Origin of the sequence: Streptomyces sp. NPDC002463 (assembly GCF_042889835.1) — a bacterium.
In the GTDB taxonomy this organism is placed as follows: domain Bacteria; phylum Actinomycetota; class Actinomycetes; order Streptomycetales; family Streptomycetaceae; genus Streptomyces; species Streptomyces nymphaeiformis.
The window spans coordinates 41,387-57,056 of sequence record NZ_JBIARL010000027.1; the positions used below are offsets into that span (position 1 = coordinate 41,387).

Sequence of the window (15,670 nt, forward strand, 5' to 3'; positions counted from 1 at the left end):
CGCAGCGTCCCGTCCGCGTTTCCGAGCTTCCTCGACGACGCGCAGCGTGCGCGCCCGCGCACCGCGCCTCCCCGATCAATTCACGCTGCCGGGTCACCGTCGTCGGGGGAGTTCCCCCGGAGAGTCGCGCCGGGCATGTCGAGACGTGGCTGATTCTCATGACTTCAAGACCGTGAAGATCGGGCAGAATCAGTGAGCTTCACACCAGCGGTGGAAGAGGCTGGGCAAGTCGTCACGGGGAGCGGCCGCTGGCTCGTCTCCGGCGAGTGAGAACAAGAGGAAGACCATGTTGGCGGGGTTGGGTCTGGGCGCTGCCGAGTCGGAGTTCTACCGCCGGTTTCTGACACGGCCGGTGTCGACCGCCGAGGGTGTGGGTGCCTCCATGGGCCTGTCTGCCCAGGAGGCGTGCGTCGTCGCGGAGAGGCTCCTGTCCCTGGGCCTGCTCGCCGGGTCACCAACGGGAGAACTGCGTGCCGTCCACCCGGTGCTGGCCTGCCATCCCCTGCTGGAACGCGCCGAACGACGTCTTGCACGTCAGCAGAAGGAACTGGAACTGGGCCGGGCGGCGGTCGATGAGCTGGCCGCCGAGTTCGGCATGGAGACGGCCTCCTCTCTCACGGAGGCGGAGGTGCACCGCGGCGCGGCTGCGGCCTGGTCGTTTCTGGAGCGGATCGCTGCCACGGCTTCGGCATCGGTCCAGTGCATGGCTGCCGCTGGGGCAGCCCCGGGAGTGGGGGAGACGTCCGACTACACGGCGATCGGCGGGCTTGCGGCCTTTGCTGCCCGGCGGGGCGTACACGTCCAGCTCCTGCTGCTGGAGAGCATCGACATCCTGCCCAGCCTGGTGGACGGCGCCCACACGATGGCGGCGGCCGGTGTCGAGATCCGCACCGTGCCCACCCTCCCCGTCTGGGTGTTCATCGTCGACGACGAGTACGTCGTCACAGCCCTGGACCCTGCCGACAACCAGGCAGGCGTCATGGTCGCCCGAACACAGGGGGCGGTCGCGGCCGCCGCAGATCTCTTCATCCGCCACTGGCGCGGAGCCGCACCCCTTGCCGCTCCCGATCACGAGACCCCTCGTGACCTGATGCAGAAGCATCGCGATCTCATCGCGCTGCTGGCCGACGAGGTGAAGGACGAGGCCATCGCGCGGCGCCTCGGCGTCTCGTCGTCCACCGCACGACGACGCATCAAGGACCTCTGCCGGGAGTTCGAGGTGAGCACCCGTACTCAACTGGTCGTCAGGGCATGCCGGATGGGCCTGCTCGACTGAGCCGGGCCGAGGAGCCGGGGCGGACGACCGCGACATCCCGCGCCCAGCATCCTCAGCGATCTTGGTCACCTGTGCTCATGCCATGTCTCACCACGCCGACCTGCACGGATGCGCCCACAAGGCGCCCTACGGTGGTGACAGACCGCAAGCCGCAGCGCTCGAAGGCGCAGCTGCCCCATGCCGCGGTCATCCCACCACCACCGAAGGGTCGACCATGCCTACACGCATGCCCTCAAGGCCGGCGAGGAGAGGCGAGTCCCGCTGTGACACGGCCCCCGTGTCCCGCGCACTCGCCATGCTCCCCACCACCCCGGCACCCCCGCAAGATCACGCCCTGACGGCCCGGAAGACCGGCCGGCGGAGGCCGTCTGAGCCCGACGTACGACATCGAACGCCGCGTCACCTCTCGTACGCCCGACTCTCCGCGGAGGCATGAAGCGATGCGCAGGACACTCCTGATCCTCGGTCTGGTCTTGGCGGCCGCGTTCGGCATCTCCTACCTGGCCCTCCGCGACGACCGGCCACCCGGCCCACCGGACGGCGGCAAGCCTCCGGGCGCCCCCGCACTGCCGTACAAGCCGGGTGGACCGCTGCCTGCGCAGGCAGCCGACGCAGCCCAGGATCTGGCGTCAAGAGATGCCGCCACCCAGCGCGCGGCACTCACCCCCGAACTGGATCAGGCCCTGGCCGCCGGCCGCCTTCTCCCCGAAGGCACACGCATCGACCTGAGTGACGACAGCTGGCACGAGGACAACGGCTACGCCAACGCACAGGCCACCCTGACGAAACCCGGGAAGCCCGCACAACACGTCCTCATCGGATTCGCGAAGCGGAGCACCGGATGGCGCATCACCGTGGTGGAGGTCGTCAAGTGACAGGACATTCGATCCAGGCGCGCATCCTCACCCTGTGCGTCGCCCTGCTGACCCTCCTCGGCCTCAGTACGGCGCTGTCCGGCACAGCGGCGGCGGCCCCTGGCCCCTGTTCCGCGGGCGGCAAGGTCGTGCAGGTCGCACCACGCGGGCCGGTGGCGAACAGCACGCCGGTCCTCTTCGTCCACGGCATCGCCGCCGGAGCCGACACTTGGAACGGACCGGAGGCAGGGGGCACCGCGGGCTACTTCCCTGTGAGGGTGGCAAAACTGGCCCGCGTGACGGCGTGGACGTACGACTACTCCGCGGCCCAGCCCGAATGGGTCACCGACAATCGCATCGGCCCGGCGCTCGCGGACGCCATCAACTGCTTGGCCCGCACCACCGGACACAAGGTCGTCGTCGTCGGCCACTCCATGGGCGGCCTCGCCACCAAGTACGCCGCCTCGCGATCCGACGGCCGGTCCCACGGCAAGACCTGGCAGAACATCGCCGAAGTCATCACCATCGCCACGCCGACGCTCGGCTCCAAATCCATCATGCTCCTCCAGGCCCTTCCGGACTTCATCGGACGGATCAACAAGCCCACCGGCCTGGCGTTCGAAGCCGTCTACAGCTTCTGCGCGGGATACGGCCTCACGCACGACGACAACATCTGCTCGGTATTGAGCGCGCTCAAAGCGCCCCAGGGCCGCGCGCTCAGGTACCGCTCGCACGAGATCAGCAAACTGCCTCCCTGGCCCAGGGAACTTCCCGTCCGGGCGATCGCCGGCGACATCAGGTACGTTCTCCCCAAGGAGCCCTTCGACGTCGGCCCGCCGCCCGAAGCAGACCTCGGGGACATCGCCGTCACCCTCGACTCCGCCACCGCGTACGCGAACAAGACCGGTAAGCCGCACGTCCTCACCTGCCGCTCGACCAGCCTGGGAGTTCTTCAGGGCGGCTGCAACCACATCAACATCAAAACGCACCCCGTCGTCATGGCGACGGTGATCAAGCAGATCGAACGCATCAGGGGCACCCAACCCGTGAAGCCCGTCGACGAGAACCCGTGCCCCACCCGCGCGGAACTGAAGACGGCGATCACCCGCACCCTGCGAGCCCCCTCCGAAGTCCACCTCGGAGACAGCCGGTGCTACCCCGGCTGGTCCGCCGTCATCTGGGGCGACACACCCGCCACGGACTCGGTGACCATCACGGTCTTCACCCGCGCAGCCGGCCGACTCCAACTGGCCACCCACCTTGTACCGGTCATGGAGGACGACTACGACCCGGACTGGGTCCGTGACTGCGGCCGCCTCCGCGGAATGAAACCCCCAGCCCGGCTGCTCGAGTTCACCGGCTGCCCCGCCAAGGCCCAACAGCCACCCACGACCATCGACGGCGCAGCAGCCCGGCGTCTCATCGAGCGACACGACTTCAGCACCACCGTCACCGCAGAGGAGATCACCCACATGACGGGCCCGCTACGCGCAGTCCAGGCCTCCTGTGTCGGCAGCGCCAACGGCAACTGTGTCAGCGTGTTCTTCTTCTACGGCAACAGGTACGTGGGCCAGGCGACCGGATCCGGTCAGCTCCGCCTCGCATCGCAGAACGGTACGGAAGCCGCACTCGCTCGACCGATCTTCAAGGACACCGATCCCACCTGTTGCCCCTCGGGGGGAACCGAGACACATCGCGTCCGCTGGGGAGGCGACGCCGTCGTGGCCAGCCCGACCCTTCCCTACTTCGAGCCGGCGAACGAACCGCTGTGATCCCGGTCCAGCGGCACGGCCGGACTGAACGAAGGCGCGTGCACGGTGCAGCGGGGCCGGAAGGCGGCAGAGGCCCCGCTGCTGGACCGCCTACCGAAGCAGCGTCAGCTTCAAAGGATTTCGTCGTAGTACTCGCAGTCGTCGCCTTGGACGCGCGCCCCCAGCGCCCGCGAGATCTCCCGCATCTTGGCGAGCAGGATCTCATCGGGGTTCTTCACCACGACCTACCCGTTCTCCCAGTCCAGCCAAGCGCCGTGAGTGTCTCGTTGCGGGTGGGTGCAAAGCTGCGCCAGCCACTCGTGCCGGTACTCGAGCACGGCTTTCTGGCCCCGCGGAGAAATCTGGGCCATCTGAACCATCTCCAGGTCGGAGTCGGCAGCGACCACCGCCGCCCATTCCTGCGTGGTGATCTGCTCGCCTTCTTCCTCCCACCACGGCGTACGCCTGGTGATGTGCACGTCATAGCCCATGCCGCCAGAGTAGGGGCAACAGCGCAGCCGGATGCGAGGGAGCGTGGCTGGTGCCGCGTCAGAGAACGTTCGCCCTGCCGCTTTGTCAGGCGGGGCTGGCTCCAGCGCGCATGGCGGCGCGGCGGGGAAGCGGCCCCCCGACGCGGCGCTACCGTCATGAGGGTGACAGGAATCAATGCCGACCGGCGGTGGTCCGAGTCCATGCCTGCGGCCTATGAGCAGTACCTCGTGCCGGTCGTTTTCCGGCCCTTCGCCGAGGACCTGAGCGCCCGGGCGGCGGCACTCCGCCCTGGGCGAGTCCTCGAACTGGCGGCTGGGACCGGCGTATTGACGTCGGCCCTGCTCGCAGCGGCACCCTCGGCCGAGGTGACGGCCACCGACCTGAACGAGGCCATGGTCACTTTCGGGTCGACCCGGGCCCCGGGGGCGGTGTGGCGGCAGGCCGACGCGCAATGGCTGCCGTTCCCGGACGGAGGCTTCGACCTGGTGGTCTGCCAGTTCGGCGTGATGTTCTTTCCCGACCGCGTCGAGGCCTTCACCGAGGTCCGCCGGATGCTGGTCCCGGGCGGCCGGTTCCTGTTCAACACCTGGGGCCCGCTCGGGACGCACGCCTTCGAAGTCGCGCTGCAGGCCGGGCTGGAGCGGGCCTTTCCGGTCGACCCGCCACGGTTCTTCCAGACGGTTCCGCACGGCTATGCCGACCCCGCTGTCGTGGCTGCTGATCTGGCGGCCGCCGGGTTCGCCGTCGAGGACGAGCAGGAGCTGACGCTTCAGGGCCGGGCCGCGTCGACCGCCGACCTCGCCACCGGGTACCTCGCGGGGACACCGGTGCGAGCGGCCGTTGAGGAGAGCGGCGACGGACCGGCCGTCCGGGCCACCGTCATCGAGGAGATGACGGCCCGGCTGGGCCCGGGGCCGGTCACCGCCCCGATGACGGCATACGTCTTCCGTGCCGCGGCCTGAACCCAGGACGCGCCCGCGCAGAGGATGGGGCGTGAGTCGACCTCGACGGGGCTCGTCGCACGGACGCCTGGTGCTCATCAGGCAGCGTTCGCCCTGGTGACGAGCTTGCGTAGGCGTTCGTCGGCGGCGTGTTTGTTCCGCCAGATGATGTAGTGGCGGATCATGCTGCCCTGCTCTTGTGGCTGGCGTGGTCGGTGCCATCGAGGGCGAAATAGCGCAGGGCGGTGAATTGGGCCTCGATCCGGTTGAGCCAGGAGTTGTTGGTCGGGTGTAGGCGATCTCGACGTTGTTCGCCGTGGCCCGGGTCTCGACGCACTGACATCGCTTCGTGGCCAGGTGCGGTGAGTAGTTATCGCAGATGATTGCGATGCGCACGTCCGTCGGATGGAGTGAGCGCAGGTAACGACAGAACTCCAGGAACTCGGAACGGTTTTTGGTCTCCTTGATGTGCCCGTAGAGCTCGTCCTCGGCGAGGGCGTAGGCGGCGAACAGGTGCCGGACCCCGTGCGGTCGGGTGTAGGTCGCCCGCCGTCGGGGCCGGGGTTCGCGATCGGGGTCCTTGTGCCTTCCGCCGCGTTCGGCCCACTGCCGGCCGGGGTGGGGCTGGAGGTTGAGCGGCCCGAACTCGTCCAGGCAGAAGACGACTTCGGGCCCGCCTTCCTCGGGTATGACCTCGCCGTCGGCGATCGCGTAGAGGTGCTCGACCCGGGCCTTCTTGGCGGCGTAGTCCGGATCACGGGAGGTCGTCCAGGTCTTCACGCGTTGAAACGAGACGCTCTCCTCGCGGAGCAGGATGCGCAGGCCCTCGTGGCTGATGTCGTCGACCACCCCCTCGGTGACCAGGAAGTCCGCCGGCTTGGCCAGACTCCAGGTCGAGAACGGCAGGCCGTGCTCGAACGGCCTGGACGTGGCGATCTTCACCACGGGCATGCGCTGGGCGGACAGGAGTGCGATCCGGGCCCGCCGCGGGCCACCACCGAACCCGTGCCCCTGCGGATGATCCGCGGCAGCTGCTGCCCCTCGTCGTCATTGATCTCCCGGATCTGTACGCGGTCAGCCACGTGATCGTTCTGACCGCCCGGAGTCACCAGTCGAAGCACCCGGGCTCCTCGTCACAAGAGGGCGAACGTGGTCTGATCCGGCACTAGTTGCGCCGCAGGGTGTAGAGGTCCCACGAGTCCGGGTCGCCGATGAAGACGTACAGCTTCGGGTGTTCGCGGGTTCCGTAGACGCTCCAGCTGTCCATGGCGACGGGGCAGGATTCGATGGAGACGTCGACCTGCTGGGAGTACGGGCCGTCGCCGGGGTCGTAGGCCCAGGTGCCTGTGCCGGTGCACTCGTGCGTGTCGGGTTCGAAGGAGTCGAAGGAGTCGATGGAGTCGTAGCTGAAGGTGTCGACGCGGGTTGCGGTCGCTTTGCCGTCCGGGCCCAGGACGAGGGTGCCGTTCTTGCCGTCGGTGTAGGCGCCGGCGATCCGCTCGGCGTCGAGCCGTGGGGGCACGTACCCGATCCCGGAATACAGGGCGATGCCTGCGAGGGCGAACGCGGTGACGGCGGCGAGCGTCCCGTATAGGGCAATCCGCCCGAACATCGTGCGGCCGGAGAGCGGCGGGCGGTTCGGCAGCAGCAATCTGCGGGCCACGAGGGCGGGGACGGCGAGCGTGGTCGCCGCCGTGAGCCATCCTCCGAAGGCTGCCAGGAGGCCGGTCTCGCCGAGGATCGCCACGGCCAGGACCGGCGGTGCGGTCGCGGTCGCCGTCACTGCCGGGACCCACCACCAGGCTTCGCGGCCCGAGAACGTGCGGCCGAGCCAGGCGGCTGCGGCCAGGGGCGGCATGATCACGCTGACGGTCACCAGGGCGCCGAGGGCGGCGCCGGCCGCGGCCAGGAACGGCACGGCGATCACCATCAGGGCGTTGTAGGGCAGAGGCGGGCTCTCCTGCGTCTGCTCCCACACGAAGTTCGCGAACATCCCGATCCCGGCCTCGACGAGCAGCACCGATACGGAAGTGGTGAGCACGGCCCCGAACCTGTCCTTCGCGCGCAGCTGCGCCTGGGCATGGTCCGACCCCGGAGCCTGCATTTCTGAACGCATTCAAATCCCCTCCGGTCCACATCATGCACCACCGCCGGAAGGTGCATCGACAGCGATCCCAAGGGGCAGGCCGGCACAGCGCTGCCGGTATCCGAGTGGCTGTCCGAGCTGCCACAGCGCACCTTGCGCAGGTCGCCCCCGGCAATGGATCATCACTGGATGAGACCGGAAGTCCAGACGTTCGTCGACGCCGGCCCCCTGCCCGACTGGGATGGGGACGAGGCGGAGATCGACCGGCGATTCGAACAGCTGGAAGCCATCGCCGCGCCTGTCACACCGGATGAGGCACAGGCGCTGGCCGGCTGCTTCGGCCCCGACGACTGCTATGGCGTCGCCTGGTCACTGCTGCACCTGATCGAGACCAGTCCGGGCGCGGTGCCGCGGGTGTCCAGGCCTGGCCCCGATGCCGACGTGTGGCACGAGGTGCTCTGGAAGCGGTGGGGAAACCGTGGCATCGTCGGCCCCATCGGGCAGGTCGTTGGTCCTGTGCTGGGAGAATCAGCTGATTCGAGTATGGCGATCGATGCGACCGGAGGAGTCGAGTGACCGCTCAGCAGCCCCCGCACGAGGCTCCCGTCACGGTGGCCACGGCCGCTGGGATGGTCGTCTTGTGGGATCCGCGCCGGTCGGGTTGACCGACCGGGAGGCAGCCCATCAGCTGATGGCGTCCCAGCCGTATCTGTTCGTCTCGCGCGGTCGTGCGCTCGTGGGTGGTATCGAGGATGTCAGAGGTGACGCCTCGGGTGACGTGATCGTGTATCCCGTGTCCGAGGGGCGTCATGCTGTGGTCGTCCACCTGATCGACTGGCAGGCCGAAGCCGGCAGTCAGGACGAGGAGGGGCGGCCTGCCCCGGGAGCCCTGCCGGACTTCGTGGTGCTGATCAATCCCGTTCAGCCGGGCCAGGGAGCCTTCCGGACTGCGGTTCACACGTTCGAGGCCCCGAACGGCTGATACCGCCGGCTGTCGTCCTGCCGGCCTTGGCACGGGCGGGGCGGATGGGGCGACACCGTCTTGCCTGCCGGCTGGGCCTCCGCGCAAGTCTGGGCCGCTCAGGGCGCTGCCGACATGCCCAGGCGGGTGGGGCATGATGAGACGCCCGCCGATCATGACCCCGATGGATGCGATGCATGCACATGCCTGAGTCCGAACCCGTGCCCGTGACGATCCTGCTCGTCGAGGACGACGAGGTGATCCGCAAGTCAGTCGCGATGGCGTTGGAGCGCTACGGCTACCGCATGACCGTCGCGGGCGACGGGCTCACCGGGCTCGAGCTCTTCCGCGAGGGGCAGCACGACCTGCTGCTGCTCGATGTCATGCTGCCGGCCCTGGACGGCATCGGGCTCTGCCGCCGGATCAGGGAGACCAGCACGGCCCCGATCCTCATGATGTCCGCCCGCGGTGACGCCCTCGACGTGGTCTCCGGCCTCGAGGCCGGAGCGGACGACTACGTGGTCAAGCCCGTCGACACCTCCGTCCTCGTGGCCCGGATCCGCTCCCTGCTGCGCCGCGCCTCCGCCGTGCCCCCGCAGTCCGGACGCTCCGACGCCCCGGAGACGGCCGGAACGCTCGTCTTCGGCGACCTGAGCATCGACCCCGCGGCCCTGGAAGTACGCCGGGACGGCGAGCGGCTCGCCCTGGCCCCGACCGAACTGCGGCTGCTCCTGGAGTTCTCCGCCCACCCCGGGATCGTGCTGGACCGCCAGACCCTGCTGCGCAACGTCTGGGACTACGGCTGGGACGGCGACACCCGGGTCGTCGACCTGTGCGTCCAGCGCCTGCGCAAGAAGATCGGCGCCGACCGCATCGAGACGGTCCGGGGCTTCGGCTACAAGCTGCGCCGCTGAGAGGGCTCGGGATGACCTTCGTACGCGCTCTGCTCAACCTCCGGTCGCTGCGCTGGAAGATCGTTCTGCTGGTGGGACTCGCCTGCACCACGATGGCCCTCACCGTCGGCGTACTCGTCCACGAGTCGACCCTGCGGCGGTCCATGCACGAGGGCGCCGGCAAGGCCGAGGCCGCCCTCGACCGCGCTGTGCGGGAGGGGGCTGCGGTGGACCCGGGTGAACTCCCCGACGCCCTGCTGCGACAGGTCGAACGCGAGGGCAGGGGCACCTTGTACGAGAACCGGCCACCGGCCCCCGTCTACTGGGCCGCGCGGAAGCAGGACGGGCACCTGTACGCGGTCGACGTCGACATGACGGCCGACCTGCTCACCCGGCAGGCCCTCGACCGGCACATGTGGAAGTACTCGCTGCTCACCCTCGGCATCGTCGTCCCCGTCACGGTCCTCGCGACCGAACTGCCCGCGCGACGGCTGCGCCGCGTGGCCCGCACGGCGCGCCGCATCACCGCGGGCGACTTGGACGCCCGCACGGAGACGAGCCGCGGCGGCGTCGACGAGATCGGGGAGATCGGGGCCGTCGTCGACTCGATGGCCGACAGCCTGCAGCAGCGCATCGCGAGCGAGCAGCGCTTCACCGCCGACGTCGCGCACGAACTGCGCACCCCGCTCATGGGTCTGGTCACCTCGGCCGGCCTGCTGCCCGAGGGCGAGGCCACCGACATGGTCAGGGACCGGATCGGGGTGCTGCGCGACCTGGTCGAGGACCTGCTGGAGATCTCCCGGCTCGACGCCGGTGCCGAGGAGCCCCGGTTCCGGCCGGTGGCTCTGGCGGAGCTCGTACGGGAGTCGGTGGCGCGGACCGGTACGACCGCACAGGTGACCGCCGACGCGACGGCGGCGGCCGACACGGATCCGCGGCGCCTGGACCGGATCGTCGCCAACCTCGTCGTCAACGCCCACCGGCACGGCGCCGGCCCCGTGGAGATCACGGTCTCCGAACGGACGATCACGGTACGGGACCACGGCCCCGGCTTCCCGGCCGACCTCCTGGCCCGCGGTCCCCAGCGGTTCCGGACGGGCACGGCCGAGCGGGGGCGCGGTCACGGCCTGGGGCTGACGATCGCGTGCGGCCAGGCGGCGGTCATCGGCGCGACGCTGGAGTTCGCGAACCATCCCGAGGACGGCGGAGCTGTGGCGACGCTGCGCCTGCCCGAGGAGGCCCCCGGCGCGGTCCGTTCGTAGCCGCCGCCCTCACCGGCGGACAACCACGCCTGCCGGTCTGCGGTGCGCGGACCCTGATACACGGTCGATACACGACCGATGGGTTCCCGCGTCCCAGTGAAGCCTTCACCTCAGCCGTCCGGACACACCGGCCCCGCAGTCTGGCCGTCGTATCGATCCCGTACGGCAGCCCCGGAGGTGGCCCCGTGTCCCTTTCCCCCTTTTCCGCCTCGCACCGCAACCGTGTCGCAGGGGGCGCGCTGGCCTTGGGCCTCCTCACGGTCCTGGGGGTCTCCGTGTACGGGACGGTGGAAGGCTCCGGATCCGGATCGGCCGTCGTGTCGCCCGCCGGACCGGACGGGGGTCGGCAGGCGATCGTCGACGATGGCGCGGTTCCGTGGCCGGAGGGCGGTCAGACCGCCGTCGTGCTCGAAGGCGCCGGCCCGGTCGGCACGCGGGGCGAGCAGCGGCCCGTCCCCATCGCGAGCCTGGCGAAGGTGATGACCGCTCACGTCATTCTCGAGGAGCATCCGCTGCGGGCCGGCGAACCGGGCCCGATGATCGAAGTGGATCGCCAGACCGCGTACGAGGTGGGTGTCGGCGGCGAGTCCACGGTGCCGCTCCAGGCGGGCCGCCGCTACTCCCAACGCCAGTTGCTCGAGATGTTGTTGATTCCTTCCGGGAACAACGTCGCGCGGCTGCTGGCCCGATGGGACTCCGGAAGCCAGGAGGCCTTCGCGGAGAAGATGAGGCGCGCCGCAGCCCGGCTCGGCATGAAGCACTCGACGTACACCGGGGCGAGCGGGATCGAAGCCACCACCACCAGTACCGCGGCCGACCAGCTCGCCCTGGCCCGGAAGGCGATGCAGAACCCCGTCTTCCGCGACGTCGTGGGCACGAGGTCGGTGAGGGTTCCCGGCGTCGGCCCGATCACCAACACCAACCCCCTGCTGGACACGCCGGGCGTCGTCGGCATCAAGACCGGCTCCAGCACTCCGGCCGGCGGAAACCTGCTGTGGGCCTGCGAGGTGCGCGTCGGCGACACGCCCCGCCTGCTCATCGGTGCGGTCCTCCACCAGCGGGCGAACACCACTCCCGGTGAGGGTCTGCGGGCGGCCGTCGACAGCAGCCGCCGCCTGATCGCGGGGCTCCGCGACAGCCTGACCCGGGAAGGCTGAACCGCGATGACGACGACACATCAGGCGAACGCCCCGGAGACGGAGCGCGACGTGGAGAGCCGCTCACCAGGATCGGTGCGGGCGTGGCCTCGGGGAACCGCCGTCACGCTCTGCGCCGCCCTTCTCGCCCTGGCCGTCGTCCTCGCCGGCCACGGACGTCTCCCCGACCTTCCCGGCCACCTCGGCAGCCTCGCCGAGACCCTTCTGCCGTGGACGGCACTCGCGATTCCCGCGCTCGGGGTCCTGGTGCTGCTCCGCCGGTCACGGATGGCGGCGGCGGCCCTGGTCCTGCCCGTGGTCGCCTGGCTGACGGTCTTCGCAGGCACCCTGACCGACAAGTCGTCCCCCGGCGGGGACCTCACCGTCGTCAGCCACAACGTCAACCAGGCCAACCCCGACCCGCAGGGCACCGCACGGAGTCTGATCGCCTCCGGGGCCGACATCGTGGCCCTGGAGGAACTGTCCCCGGACACCGCGCCCGCCTACGAACGGGCCCTGGCCGCCTCGTACCCCCACCACTCCTACCAGGGCACGGTCGGCCTCTGGAGCACCCGTCCCCTACGGGACACCCGAGCCGTGCCGATCATGCCGTGGACCCGGGCGATGCGCGCGACGGTGGAAACCAGCGAAGGCCCGCTGGCCGTATACGTCGTCCACCTCCCGTCCGTCCGCGTCGGACCGACCGGCTTCAACTCGGGCACGCGCAACGACGTCGCCGGAGTCCTGGCGGGAATCCTGCGTACCGAACGCTCCCCGCGCACCCTCGTCATGGGCGACTTCAACGGTTCCACCGACGACCGTGCGCTGCGCCCGCTCACCGCCGGCATGGTCTCGGCCCAGTCCACGTCCGGCGATGGCTTCGGCTTCACCTGGCCGTCGCGTTTCCCGGTCGTGCGGATCGACCAGATCCTGCTGAGGGGAGCGAAGGCCACCGCGTCGTGGACCCTCCCCGCGACGGCGAGCGATCATCTTCCGGTCGCGGCCCGCATCGACCTCACCCCCTGATCCGACACCGCCCGCAGAGCGAAGGGGCCGGAGCCGACGCCCGTGGCTCCGGCCCCCTGCCGCGCGACCGCGACCCTCACCTGATGCGGGGCCCGGTCCCGCTCCCTCCGTGTCGGGTCAGGTACGGGGTACGCACGGGGCGCAGCAGGCCGGCGCGGGTTCGACGCACACGGTGACGGAGTCGGTGTTGTCGGCCGGGTCGGGGTCCTTCTCGACGGCGGTGACGGTGGCCGTGTTGGTGAGGCGTGCGGGCCTGGTGGCCTTCGCCCGCAGGGTGAGGGTCGCGCGGGCGCCGACAGCCAGCGCACCGACGGACCACTGCCCGGTCTCCGCGACGTAGGAACCGGCGTCGGCGTCGGCGGACAGGAAGGTGAGCCCGCTCGGAAGCCGGTCGGCGACCGTGACGCCGGTCGCCGGGCTGGGACCGGCGTTGTGGACGGTCAGACGGTAGGTCACGGTCTGTCCGACGGTCACGGTGGTGGCGTCGGCGGCCTTGGTCACGTCGAGGTCGGCGGCGGGCCTGACCTCCGTCACGGCTTCGTCGGAGGTGGACGTCAGCGGCTCCGGGGCGGGTCCGAGCCGGTTCTCGTACGTGGCGACAGCGGTGTTGGTCACGCGGGTGCCCGCCGTCTGCAGACCGAGGGTGACCCGGTACTCGACGGTGGTGCCCTGCGGCAGTGCGGCGGTGTTGGCCAGGCTGCCGCCCTGGGAGGCGGAGGCGCCGGTGCCGAGCCGGAAGGTCACGGTGTCGCTCCCAGGGTCGTACGCGGCCTGGTCGTCACCCGCCTGGTCGGTCTTCACGCCCGCGTTCGGGCCGTCGATGACCCGCAGCGAACCGGGCACGTACGTCGTCCCCGGCGGCAGGACGTCGGTGAGGGTGAGCCGTTCGGCAGCCCCGCCGCCCTCGTTCCTGGCGGTGATCCGGTAGGTGACGACGTCGCCGACGTCCAGGGGACCGGCCGGTACGGCGGTCTTGGTGAGCACCACGTGCGGAGCCGTACCGAAGAACACCCCGTCGAGGAAGTTGCCGATCCCGCGGTTGCCGCCGGCCGCCGAGACGGACCGGAAGGCGAAACGGGTGGTGGTCTGCCCGGCCGGGACGGTGTAGGTGCCGGTGTAGTACCCCCACGCCGTGTTGCCGTCGGTGAAGGTGCGCTGCTCGACCACGCTGCCCGGGGCGCCGATGTCCAGGGCCATGGTGTCCTGCCCCTGCCGGCCGCGGTGGTAGAGCCGCCAGTACAGCTTGGTGCCGGGGGTGGTCGGCAGGTCCTGGTAGAGGGTGGAGACCTCGTTGGCGTTGAGCTCCGCGAACTGCTCGCCCTCCGCGGAGGGGACGCCGTTGAAGCCGGAGTGCCACAGCTCGACCATGTGGTCGGTGGCGGTGGTGCGCCAGCCCGGGACGTGCCGCGGAGCCTGGGTCTGGGAGGCGTCCGGCAGGAACGCCATGTCGGTGACGGACGGCTGCTCGAAGCTTCCGTTGACGAGGGCGACGCGGAGCGGGACGGAAGGGGGCGTGCTCACGGTGACGTCTCCGATCGATCGGTCGGCAGTGCGGGACGGGCCCCTCGTCCAGGAGGCGGAGGGGGCCGGAACGCTCTGTAGCTCAGCGCCCCGGCGGCGCCGCGTACAGCCGGGGTGATGAGGTCCCGGCCAGCGCCGACCCGTGGGTTTACCCGCACGGACATCACGCGTTGCGGCGCTGCCGCCCCTCTCCGGCGCCTCCCGATGACCCCGCCGGCCACTCCTGGAGCACTGCCCGCGCGCGTCCCTGTCGTGCTGACCGGATGGCACCGCTCTCTGGCACTCACACGCCACCAGAAAGGATGAATCGACGGCTCTGGGGTTGACGTGCGTATGTTCCGGACCTGGCGTCTCTCCCCAAGGAGGGCCGGGGCGGTCTCGCGCTTCGTCGCGGTGCGTGAGGTGGCCGCCGGTCAGCCGCCAGTAGTGCTGGTGGTCAGTCAAATGCCAGGTCTCGTCGGCAGCGATCGCCTGCGTGACCCATTCACGGAGTTGCGGGAGGGCCTGCGCTCGCAGAACGGCGCGGGTGGCAGCACGATCAGCGGCATCGACCGGGTGGACGTCGATGCGGAAGCCGACCGACTCCGGGTGGATGCCGCGGCCGTAGTTGTGGCGGTTCGGAGCGACCCATGCCGCTCCCAGGACGATGGTCCCGCTGTCGTGCCCGCGAGGAACCGCAGGTCCGTGACTCGGGTCATGTAGGGGCCGAGACACTCGTCGATGTCGGTGGTGGTCAGGGACCAGGCAAGGTGCCGGGGCAGTCGTCGATTTCGTGCGGACATGGCAAGCAGAATCGCAGAAGGCCACTGTCGGTTCTCGGGTATTTCTTCGGTGGCCAGTGCGTCGTCCGCAGCCACGCGATCGCCGGGGACGAAGGAGGGGTCGGTGCGTGGCTTCGAGGTGGGGGAGACGGTCGTACGCCGCGACGTGCACCGTTCGGGCCGGGTGTGGAGCGAGCAGGCGTTACGGGTCGTCGCCGACACCGGCGAGGCACTGGTGACCGCGTGCGCACCCGGGGCGGAGGCCCGATGGCCGGCCCTGTACGCCAAGGCCCGCACGGACGGGGACCGGGCGGTGCGGATCGACGTGTTCGACGCGATGGCGACGGGGGAGCGGGAGCTCGCGGACAGCCGATGGCAGGAGACCGAGCTGCTGCTGTGGAAGCCGCCGACGGCGTGGTTCAGCATCAACGCCTTCTGCACCGCGGCCGGGCTGCGCAACTGGTACGTCAGCATCGAACGCCCGACGAACCGGACGACGAGCGGGTTCGACGCCGGGCCGTTCGGAACCGGCACTGCCTGGACGTCGTGGCGCTGGAACCCGGCCTGGCTCCTGCCCCGCCTGCCGCGTCCTGCCGGACTGTGGTGCTGAGCACCGGGGCGGGCGTACGGTGAAGGCATGGTCGTGGCCAGTTCAAGCCTGCCCGGCAGCAAGGGCGAAATGGACCCGCGCGGGCGGGGACGATGCGGGA

At 70.2% G+C, this 15,670-nt stretch carries 14 protein-coding genes and 1 pseudogene; 11 read left to right on the top strand and 4 right to left on the bottom strand.

All coding sequences use genetic code 11. The annotated features are described in order from the left end of the window. Positions 1 to 286: 286 nt before the first annotated feature. The 3 genes from ACFYX3_RS36720 to ACFYX3_RS36730 all read left to right on the top strand — a co-directional run bounded on the left by ACFYX3_RS36720 (position 287) and on the right by ACFYX3_RS36730 (position 3,902). The gene (locus ACFYX3_RS36720; RefSeq protein WP_389023324.1) at positions 287 to 1,276 is read left to right on the top strand and encodes a hypothetical protein; all 990 of its coding nucleotides are present in this window, start codon (positions 287 to 289) and stop codon (positions 1,274 to 1,276) included. 440 nt (positions 1,277 to 1,716) lie between these two features. Continuing rightward, positions 1,717 to 2,151 carry a hypothetical protein gene (locus tag ACFYX3_RS36725; RefSeq protein WP_389023327.1) on the top strand — a complete coding sequence of 145 codons (435 nt, stop codon included), beginning with the start codon at positions 1,717 to 1,719 and terminating at the stop codon, positions 2,149 to 2,151. Continuing rightward, the gene (locus tag ACFYX3_RS36730; RefSeq protein WP_389023330.1) at positions 2,148 to 3,902 is read left to right on the top strand and encodes an alpha/beta fold hydrolase; all 1,755 of its coding nucleotides are present in this window, start codon (positions 2,148 to 2,150) and stop codon (positions 3,900 to 3,902) included. The genes ACFYX3_RS36725 and ACFYX3_RS36730 overlap by 4 nt, the downstream gene beginning before the upstream one ends. Positions 3,903 to 4,126: 224 nt before the next feature. On the opposite strand, the gene ACFYX3_RS36735 is transcribed toward ACFYX3_RS36730, so the two are convergent. After that, positions 4,127 to 4,372 carry a hypothetical protein gene (locus ACFYX3_RS36735; RefSeq protein ID WP_389023333.1) on the bottom strand — a complete coding sequence of 82 codons (246 nt, stop codon included), beginning with the start codon at positions 4,370 to 4,372 and terminating at the stop codon, positions 4,127 to 4,129. A 156-nt stretch (positions 4,373 to 4,528) separates the two neighbouring features. On the opposite strand from ACFYX3_RS36735, the gene ACFYX3_RS36740 reads away from it, so the two are divergent. Then, the gene (locus ACFYX3_RS36740) at positions 4,529 to 5,335 is read left to right on the top strand and encodes a class I SAM-dependent methyltransferase (RefSeq protein WP_389023336.1); all 807 of its coding nucleotides are present in this window, start codon (positions 4,529 to 4,531) and stop codon (positions 5,333 to 5,335) included. 77 nt (positions 5,336 to 5,412) lie between these two features. On the opposite strand, the pseudogene ACFYX3_RS36745 reads toward ACFYX3_RS36740, so the two are convergent. Further along, positions 5,413 to 6,396 (bottom strand): annotated as a pseudogene (locus ACFYX3_RS36745) (transposase). 83 nt (positions 6,397 to 6,479) lie between these two features. Further along, a complete protein-coding gene (locus ACFYX3_RS36750; RefSeq protein WP_389023339.1) occupies positions 6,480 to 7,430 on the bottom strand; it encodes a hypothetical protein in 951 nt (316 codons plus the stop codon). 159 nt (positions 7,431 to 7,589) lie between these two features. Between ACFYX3_RS36750 and ACFYX3_RS36755 the strand changes: the two genes are divergently transcribed. The 6 genes from ACFYX3_RS36755 (at position 7,590) to ACFYX3_RS36780 (ending at position 12,678) form a co-directional block, all read left to right on the top strand. Beyond that, positions 7,590 to 7,976 (top strand): hypothetical protein, encoded by a 387-nt coding sequence (locus ACFYX3_RS36755; protein WP_389023342.1) that lies wholly within the window; start codon positions 7,590 to 7,592, stop codon positions 7,974 to 7,976. Between the two features lie 64 nt (positions 7,977 to 8,040). After that, positions 8,041 to 8,382 carry a hypothetical protein gene (locus ACFYX3_RS36760; RefSeq protein WP_389023345.1) on the top strand — a complete coding sequence of 114 codons (342 nt, stop codon included), beginning with the start codon at positions 8,041 to 8,043 and terminating at the stop codon, positions 8,380 to 8,382. 176 nt (positions 8,383 to 8,558) lie between these two features. Next, the gene (gene cseB / locus ACFYX3_RS36765) at positions 8,559 to 9,275 is read left to right on the top strand and encodes a two-component system response regulator CseB (RefSeq protein WP_376582725.1); all 717 of its coding nucleotides are present in this window, start codon (positions 8,559 to 8,561) and stop codon (positions 9,273 to 9,275) included. A gap of 11 nt (positions 9,276 to 9,286) precedes the next feature. Continuing rightward, positions 9,287 to 10,516 (top strand): sensor histidine kinase, encoded by a 1,230-nt coding sequence (locus ACFYX3_RS36770; protein WP_389023349.1) that lies wholly within the window; start codon positions 9,287 to 9,289, stop codon positions 10,514 to 10,516. A gap of 185 nt (positions 10,517 to 10,701) precedes the next feature. Further along, complete coding sequence (locus ACFYX3_RS36775; RefSeq protein ID WP_389023352.1) at positions 10,702 to 11,673, top strand: D-alanyl-D-alanine carboxypeptidase family protein; 972 nt, start codon at positions 10,702 to 10,704, stop codon at positions 11,671 to 11,673. 6 nt (positions 11,674 to 11,679) lie between these two features. Next, a complete protein-coding gene (locus tag ACFYX3_RS36780; RefSeq protein ID WP_389023355.1) occupies positions 11,680 to 12,678 on the top strand; it encodes an endonuclease/exonuclease/phosphatase family protein in 999 nt (332 codons plus the stop codon). 117 nt (positions 12,679 to 12,795) lie between these two features. On the opposite strand, the gene ACFYX3_RS36785 is transcribed toward ACFYX3_RS36780, so the two are convergent. Further along, complete coding sequence (locus ACFYX3_RS36785; protein ID WP_389023358.1) at positions 12,796 to 14,199, bottom strand: hypothetical protein; 1,404 nt, start codon at positions 14,197 to 14,199, stop codon at positions 12,796 to 12,798. Positions 14,200 to 15,084: 885 nt separating this feature from the next. Between ACFYX3_RS36785 and ACFYX3_RS36790 the strand changes: the two genes are divergently transcribed. Further along, positions 15,085 to 15,570 (top strand): hypothetical protein, encoded by a 486-nt coding sequence (locus ACFYX3_RS36790; RefSeq protein ID WP_389023361.1) that lies wholly within the window; start codon positions 15,085 to 15,087, stop codon positions 15,568 to 15,570. Positions 15,571 to 15,670: the final 100 nt, after the last annotated feature.